This window comes from Arthrobacter sp. AB6 (assembly GCF_031844545.1).
In the GTDB taxonomy this organism is placed as follows: Bacteria; Actinomycetota; Actinomycetes; order Actinomycetales; family Micrococcaceae; genus Arthrobacter.
On the sequence record NZ_JAUZVL010000001.1, the window covers coordinates 290,037 to 297,093 of the forward strand.

6 protein-coding genes and 1 pseudogene are annotated in these 7,057 nt (G+C 68.3%); 3 read left to right on the forward strand and 4 right to left on the reverse strand.

The features are described 5' to 3' along the window. Positions 1-37: 37 nt before the first annotated feature. The gene (ssd, locus tag Q9R30_RS01325; RefSeq protein ID WP_396136679.1) at positions 38-1,237 is read right to left on the reverse strand and encodes a septum site-determining protein Ssd; all 1,200 of its coding nucleotides are present in this window, start codon (positions 1,235-1,237) and stop codon (positions 38-40) included. A 133-nt stretch (positions 1,238-1,370) separates the two neighbouring features. Here ssd and Q9R30_RS01330 point away from each other — a divergent pair, with 133 nt between their 5' ends. Together Q9R30_RS01330 and Q9R30_RS01335 are read left to right on the forward strand one after the other, a co-directional pair. Further along, the gene (locus tag Q9R30_RS01330) at positions 1,371-3,089 is read left to right on the forward strand and encodes a bifunctional 3'-5' exonuclease/DNA polymerase (protein ID WP_311216535.1); all 1,719 of its coding nucleotides are present in this window, start codon (positions 1,371-1,373) and stop codon (positions 3,087-3,089) included. Between the two features lie 171 nt (positions 3,090-3,260). Then, complete coding sequence (locus Q9R30_RS01335; RefSeq protein WP_104999022.1) at positions 3,261-3,452, forward strand: DUF1508 domain-containing protein; 192 nt, start codon at positions 3,261-3,263, stop codon at positions 3,450-3,452. A gap of 2 nt (positions 3,453-3,454) precedes the next feature. Here the strand turns inward: Q9R30_RS01335 and Q9R30_RS01340 are convergent, their stop codons facing one another. The 3 genes from Q9R30_RS01340 to Q9R30_RS01350 form a co-directional block, all read right to left on the reverse strand. Then, positions 3,455-4,132, reverse strand: a complete 678-nt coding sequence (locus tag Q9R30_RS01340) for a CoA pyrophosphatase (RefSeq protein ID WP_104999023.1) — start codon at positions 4,130-4,132, stop codon at positions 3,455-3,457. Continuing rightward, positions 4,129-4,923, reverse strand: a complete 795-nt coding sequence (gene nth, locus Q9R30_RS01345) for an endonuclease III (protein ID WP_311216548.1) — start codon at positions 4,921-4,923, stop codon at positions 4,129-4,131. Before nth ends, Q9R30_RS01340 begins: the two co-directional genes overlap by 4 nt. 68 nt (positions 4,924-4,991) lie before the next feature. Beyond that, positions 4,992-6,395 carry a hypothetical protein gene (locus Q9R30_RS01350; RefSeq protein WP_311216536.1) on the reverse strand — a complete coding sequence of 468 codons (1,404 nt, stop codon included), beginning with the start codon at positions 6,393-6,395 and terminating at the stop codon, positions 4,992-4,994. 411 nt (positions 6,396-6,806) lie between these two features. Between Q9R30_RS01350 and Q9R30_RS01355 the strand changes: the two are divergent. Next, a pseudogene (locus Q9R30_RS01355) lies at positions 6,807-7,057 on the forward strand (acetyl-coenzyme A synthetase); the annotation flags it as partial.

Consider the following 7,057-nt stretch of genomic DNA (forward strand, 5'->3'; position numbering starts at 1 on the left):
TCCCCGACGCTGCGTTCCCCTGAGCCAGGCTGCTGCCTCACTCGAGATCCCCGGCAGGCAGTCCGTCTCCGAGCATCTGCAGCACGGAAGCAGCGAAATGCCTGACGCTCCGCCGTTTGCCCAGTTCAAGGAGGCGGCCCGACTCCATGGCCGCCGGGACGCCCCGCAGCTCAGGCACGCGCCCCTGGACAGGAAGGCCGATGGCTTCGGCAATCAGGGCGCCGTCCAGTGCCGCACCGTGCTTGCCCCGGACCAGGAGGGAAGCCTCCACCGGAGGGAACTCCTGAAGCAGCCGAACCGCCGCGACAGCAGCCTTCAGCTGTGCCGGAACCACCATGGTGATGCGGTCGCAGTCCCAGGCGAACGTGTGGATGGGCTCCGCTCCACGGCCGATGTCCACCACTACCAGCTCATAGCCACGCCGGGCGGCATCAAGGACGCCCGCCGTGGTGGTGGCGGCAACAGGCACAGGCTGCTCACGGCTGGCGGGCCAGGACAGGAACGAAAAGCCTCCTGCAACAGGCAGTGAATCCGCAAGCTGGACGGGATCGATGCTGCCCCTGGCCTCGGAAAGGTCGGGCCAGCGCAGCCCGGGGTGTTCCTCGGCGGCGAGGGCCAGCTCCAGCCCGCCGCCCCACGGGTCACCGTCCACCAGGAGCACCCGGGCACCCAGCCCGGCGGCAGCCTGCGCAATCCAGATGGCCGCGGTAGTGGCACCCGCGCCGCCGCAGCCGCCGGTCACGCCCAGGATGAGGCCGCCGGGGCCAGGTGAACGGGACCTGCTGAGATGGTCGGCAAGCCAGGCGGCGGCGTCTGGCAGCACAGCCACCCGCTCTGCACCGAGAACGGCGGCCAGGTGCCACAGGCTGTCTCCTTCACCGTCGAGGCCCACCAGGACTGCCGGCGCCCGTCGCCGGGGAGGCAGTTCGCGGATATCGCTGCCCACCAGGACTGCCGCCGCCCCGTCCCAATGCCTGCCTGCCCCGGCGGCATCGGCTGCAGTGCGCAGCTGTGCTCCGGCTGCCGCAACGATCCGCTCCACCTCGCCCCGAAGGACAGCGGACGAGGTCACCAGCAGTACCTCGTCGCCGCTGTCCGGCAGCCAGGAGTCTCCGGCTCCTCCCGCGGCGTCCACCGGCAGGGCTGCCCTTGAGGGCGGACCTGCCCCTGCCGCATGGCTGAAGTCAGCGGGAGGGCCCGGTTCAGGGTGGGACGGTATCAGCTGATGCCTGCTCATGGACCCACTTTCCACCGCCGAAAGATGGCGGGTAAGGGCACCGGGGCCGTATGTGGAAAAGCAGGGCGCGCCACGCGCGCAGGCGCCGGGCCCGAAAGTCTGCAAGCGCCGGAAACAAGGCAGAATGGGGACCATGTACCTGCTGCTCGCCGCCCACCCCCGCGGCGCGGCACTGCAGGAACTCACGCAGGCGGGAGCCCCGCTGCCGTCCACCCCGGAACCAAAGCTCATAAGCACAGGCGACCTCGCCGCCGTCGTACGTGAACTGGAACACCGCCGGCCGAACGGGCAGCCGCCCCGCTGGATCTGGCAGCGCACCCAGGATTGGTACCCTGCCCTGCTGGCAGCCGGCGTCGAACTGCAGCGGTGCCATGACCTAAGCCTGTGCGCGAACATCCTGGCCTTTTCCCGGTTCACCGCCGACACAGAATATGCACGGAACGCGGACAGGATCGCCGTCGAGGACCCGCTGCTGCCTCCCAAGGCGCTGCAGCCGCCGCCTCCCCCGGCGGACCAGGGTGCCCTGTTCGAGGATCCCGGGACCGGGCCCCTCACTGGCCGCACTCCCGAAGAGCTGCGGGCCGAATACGCCGCCCAACAGGCGGCGCTGGCCTCCGTCAGCAAGGAGGAGAACCGGCGGAACCGGCTGCAGCTCCTCCTCGCAGCAGAATCCGCCGGCGCCATGATCGCCGCCGAGATGCAGCATGCCGGGGTACCGTGGCGGGAAGACCTGCACGAGCAGATCCTCGCCGGGCACCTTGGCCCCCGCCCGCCCCTGGGCCACCGCCCCGCGAAGCTTGAGGCGCTGAACCAGGAGCTCCGCGGACTCCTGAACTCGCCCACCCTGAATCCCGATTCCCCGCAGGACCTGATGCGCGCCCTGCACCGCAACGGGATCGAGGTCAAAAGCACCCGCAAGTGGGAGCTGAAGGAATCCGGCCATCCGGCCATCGAACCGCTGCTCGCGTATAAGCAGTTGTCGCGCCTGCACACGGCCAACGGATGGGCCTGGCTCGACTCGTGGGTGGCCGGGGGCAGGTTCCGGCCCGAATACGTGGTGGGCGGCGTGGTTTCCGGCCGCTGGGCCTCCCGCGGCGGCGGTGCGCTCCAGATTCCCCGCCAGATCCGCGGCGCCGTCCATGCCGATCCAGGGTACAAGCTGATCGTCGCGGATGCCTCACAGCTGGAACCGCGCGTGCTGGCGGCCCTGGCCCGCGATTCGTCCATGGCCGAGGCCGCCCGCGACCAGGACCTCTACGCGGGCATCGCCGCCAAGGGATTCGGCGGGGACCGGGCAAAGGCAAAGATGGCGCTGCTGGGCGCAATGTACGGCGCAACCTCCGGCGAGGCAGGCCGCCTCATGCCGCAGCTGGCGAAGACTTATCCGCGGGCCGTGGACTTTGTGGAACAGGCCGCGCGGGCGGGCGAGGCCGGCGGCACGGTGACCACGAGGCTGGGCCGGAGCAGCCCTCCGCCGTCCGGGCGATGGTTCCAGAGCCAACGGTCGGCCACCGCCGAAGAGCAGCGCCGGGCTGAATCGATCGCCCGCTCCCGTGGACGCTTCACCCGCAACTTTGTTGTCCAGGGCTCGGCCGCGGACTGGGCAGCCTGCTGGCTGGCGGAATTACGACGGCGGCTGCGCGCCCTCCGGAAGGACCGTCACCCTAACGCTGAGCTTGTCTTCTTCCTGCATGACGAGGTGATGGTCCACGCCCCTGTGGAGGCAGTGGACGCCTGCATCGCGGCCATCGAGGACGCGGCCAGCGCCGCGAAGGAGCTGCTGCTCGGTCCCATCCCCGTTGAGTTCCCGGTCAGCGTTGCAGTGGTTGACTCCTACGACCATGCGAAATAGCACCCCAGCCGCAGCAGCTGGGGGCGTATTCCCCGCCTGCCGACCCGCAAAGTAACCTACCCGGCGGTAGCTCGACCGGCCCCCGTGACCAGCGTTACAGTTCATAGCGGCGACTGAGGCAGACCGGTCAAAAGCTGATGCAACGACGCACACCAGGGGAGGTCCCGGCTTATGGCGGGAAGGTTCGAAATTCATCGAGTAGGCGACGAGTCCTACCGACTGCGGCTCACTGATGCAGACGGCAACACCGTTGCCCTCTCACCCAAGTTCAAGTCCCTCAACTCACTGCTTGAGGGCATCAAGGCAGTCCGGGAGAACGCAGCCACCGGCATCGTGGTGGATCTCCGCCAGCAGCAGGCCTGACGCTAGACACCCATGGGGTGGAGCCGGGTCCGGTCCCACGGAACGGCCCAACCCAGCTGTTCGAACAGCCCGTTCAGGACAATTCCGGTAAATCCCCAGACCACCACGCCGTTCACTGTGAAGGCGGGGCTGTCGAAGCTGCGCCCGGCACGGTGGACGGTTGCCATCACGCGGTTGTCCGGGTCCAGCAGGTCCCGCACGGGGATGCGGAACACCTGCGCTGACTCGGCATAGTCCACCACCCTGACGGGCGATGGCGAACGCCACCAGGCCAGTACCGGGGTAACCAGGAAATTGCTGTGGGCAAGGCCCAGTTCCTGAAGGGATCCCAGGACTTCCACGCCGTCCGAGTCGAGGCCGGTTTCCTCCTCGGCTTCCCGCAATGCCGCCTGAACCGGCGTTTCCCTGGCGTCAATGGCGCCGCCAGGAAACGCCACCTGCCCGGGATGGGACCCTAAAGTATGGGCCCGCTCCAGCAGGAGGACGTCAAGATCGGCCGGCGCCAGCGGCTTGTTGGAGGCGGCGGGGATGTCATCAAGGGCCCCGAAGAGCATCAGGACGGCGGCCCTGCGCGCCCGCAACTTGTCCACCGTCAGGGCGGCCCAGAGGGGATCCGGCGCCGCATCGGCACCGGACTCCGCCCGGCGCACCAGTTTGATCAGGTCTTCGCGCGCGCTCACGGTGTCCTCTTCTGGGATTCCATCCGAATTTCGGCGGCGCGGTGGGTCTCGGCCAGGAGCTGTTCCAGCAGTGCCTCGCTACCGGGAGCGAGCTCGTACTTCAGCAGTTTCGCAGCTTTCACGGGATCCGTTTCGCCCAGCCCGAAGCTGGGGCACCACGTGGCCACGGGGCAGGCCCCGCACGCCGGCTTCCGCGCGTGGCACACCCGCCGCCCGTGGAAGATCACCCGGTGGGACAGCATGGTCCAGTCCTTCCGGTCGAACAGCTCGGCCACGTCCTGCTCGATCTGCACGGGGTCGTCGGACTGCGTCCAGCCAAAGCGCTTGGCGAGCCTGGCGAAGTGGGTGTCCACCGAAATGCCGGGGATGCCGAAGCCGTTCCCCAGCACCACGTTTGCCGTTTTTCGGCCCACGCCGGGCAGGGTGACCAGGTCCTCCAGCCGCCCCGGCACCACCCCGTCGTATTCGTCCACAAGGCGGGTGCAGAGCGCAATAACGTTCCTGGCCTTGGCCCGGAAGAATCCAGTGGGCTTCAGGATCGTTTCAAGGTCCGCAGGATCCGCCTCCGCCAGGGCCCGTGCGTCCGGGTAGCGTGCGAACAGCACCCGGGTGACCTGGTTGACAGTGACGTCAGTGGTCTGGGCGGACAGTACCGTGGCCACAAGGAGTTCGAACGGGTTGCGGAAATCAAGCTCCGCGTGGGCGTACGGGTATTTCCCGGCCAACGCCCTGTTGATCCGCCGTGCCCGCCGCTTCAGCGCCAGCACCGATTCGGAAGAGACCACCGGCATCCCGGCAGCCTGGCTGGCGAGTGCCTTGACTCCGCCGGCCTTCGACGCCCCGGGCCCGGCCACAGGCGTCAGCCGCGCTCGATGTTGCTGAGGTCCCTCAGGACACCCAGGCGCCCGTCAGTGTGCTGCACCAGGAACTCGTGGCCGCGGTCCTCAAGGGCCAGCACCCAGCCGCCCGGTTCGATAACGAACGCCGGCGCGCCGGTTTGGGGGTCATAAGCAGTGCGGTGCTGTGCCACGGCAAACCAGAAGGCTTCGTGGACGGGGTGTTCTTCCGATTCATCGGGGCGGCTGGCGGGATCAACAGTGGCGCCGATAGGCTGCTCGATCCGGACCTGCTGGTGCACTGCGGTGGCGGCCGGAGGCTCCCAGCCCGCCTGCCCGCCCTGCGCCGGGGAGGAAGCACTTTGGCCGGACGGGGCAGCCGGCTGTGCGCCGTCGTGAACCGGAGCAGCCGCAGCGGAGCTGGCCCTGCCAGCCGGGATCTCGGCGCGCTGGGTTTCCTCGGCGGGAGGGGTGGAGGAAGGACGGACGACGTCGGCGGGCTGGGTTGCGGGCCCCGGGTGGCCTGCGGGAGTCCACTCGGAGACCTCGGGGGCAGTGGAAACAGGCGACGCCCCCGTAGGGATGGCAGCGGTGGCGGGGGCATGGACGGCCGCGGGCTGCGGGGCGGCACCGGGCTGCCCTGCTGAAACCGGCTGCTCCGGCGACTCGTGCTGCCCCGGTGAACCGGCCTTGCCGTTTGAGCCCGGCCCGACAGCTGATGAACCTGCACCGGCACCGCTGAACAGCCCTCCGCCCGGGAAAATCTTCGAGCCCAGCTTCGATTCTTTCGAACCGCTTGCGGACTCCTCCTTCGGCTTTTTGGGAGCGCGGGGTTTCTGGACGGGAGCAACCGCATCGCGGGCCACCACGTGCGCCGGCACCTCGGCCCGGCCCTGGAAGTCACCGGAGACGTATGGCAGGAAGCGGCCCAGCACCGTTGCGGCGAACAGGACCAGCGAGCCGATCAGGCCCACCAGGAGGCTCGGCACGTAGGCGCCGGCCACGGAGATGAAGAAGAACGCCACGGCAAAGGAGGCAACCACTGACGCGAACTGGTCAATGGACAGGGAACCAATCCGGAGCTTCGTGGCGGGAGCCAGCCTGCGCGCGGCAAAAAGTGCGCTCACGATGAGGGGCAGGACGATGCCCAGCCCCAGGAAGAAGAGGTTGTTGAGGTTCCACAGGTTGTACCGTGCGCCAAAGATCGGCAGCAGGGAGGCGATAAAAAGGATGAGCGTGCCGGCGAACACAGCCAGGTCCCGGATGGTGAACGGACCCAGCACTGCCTCGTTGGCATTCGGAGCCTTGCCTCCATTGGCGGCCGTGCCCCCGGCGGCCTGGGACCCTGGCCCGGCGGCAGTTCCGGCGCCGTGGCCGGAACCTGCCGTGTCGGGGCCGGTCTTCTGGCCGAAGCCTTGCTGGTTCATTCTGCTCTCCTTAGCGTGGCGGCACCGGGGCCTGCATGGTCCCGAAAATCGTGCCGTCTTGACAGCGGTTCCGGCGTGGCCAGGCCCTTGGGTTGTTTGGCCGAAGCGGACCGAAGTGAAGTCACAATTCCATCTCAGCCTAGTCAAGAGCCCAGCTGATCACTAGCTGGCCGCAGCCGGCGGCGGGCCGGAAAGGCCGCCCGGCAAACCATTCACCGCTTAATAAATGCCGTTCACGGGCTCTCGTGTGACACCGCACACATCACCGGCGGGCCAAGCATTAGTCTTGATTCCGGAACAGCTCTTTGCGGGATGCCCGTAACCAGCCTGTGCCCGACGTCGTGCAGGCGGAGGAGCCCGGACGGCGGCGGACATCCCGCCCAGCAAAGATCGATGAATGATGAGGTTCACATGTCCCAGGACACTTCAAGCGCCGTTGCACCCGCTGCCGCAGGCGCAGGGCCGCAGGTTCCCCACGGGAGCGATGAGCAGGGCGACGCCTTCGAAAACCTGCTGCATGAGACCCGCGCCTTTCCGCCCTCGCCGGAGTTCGCTGACGACGCCGTCGTCTCCGCTGCGGAATATGAGGAGGCCGGCGCCGACTATCCCGCTTTTTGGGCGAGGAAGGCCCGTGAGCTGCTGACCTGGAGCAAGGACTTTGG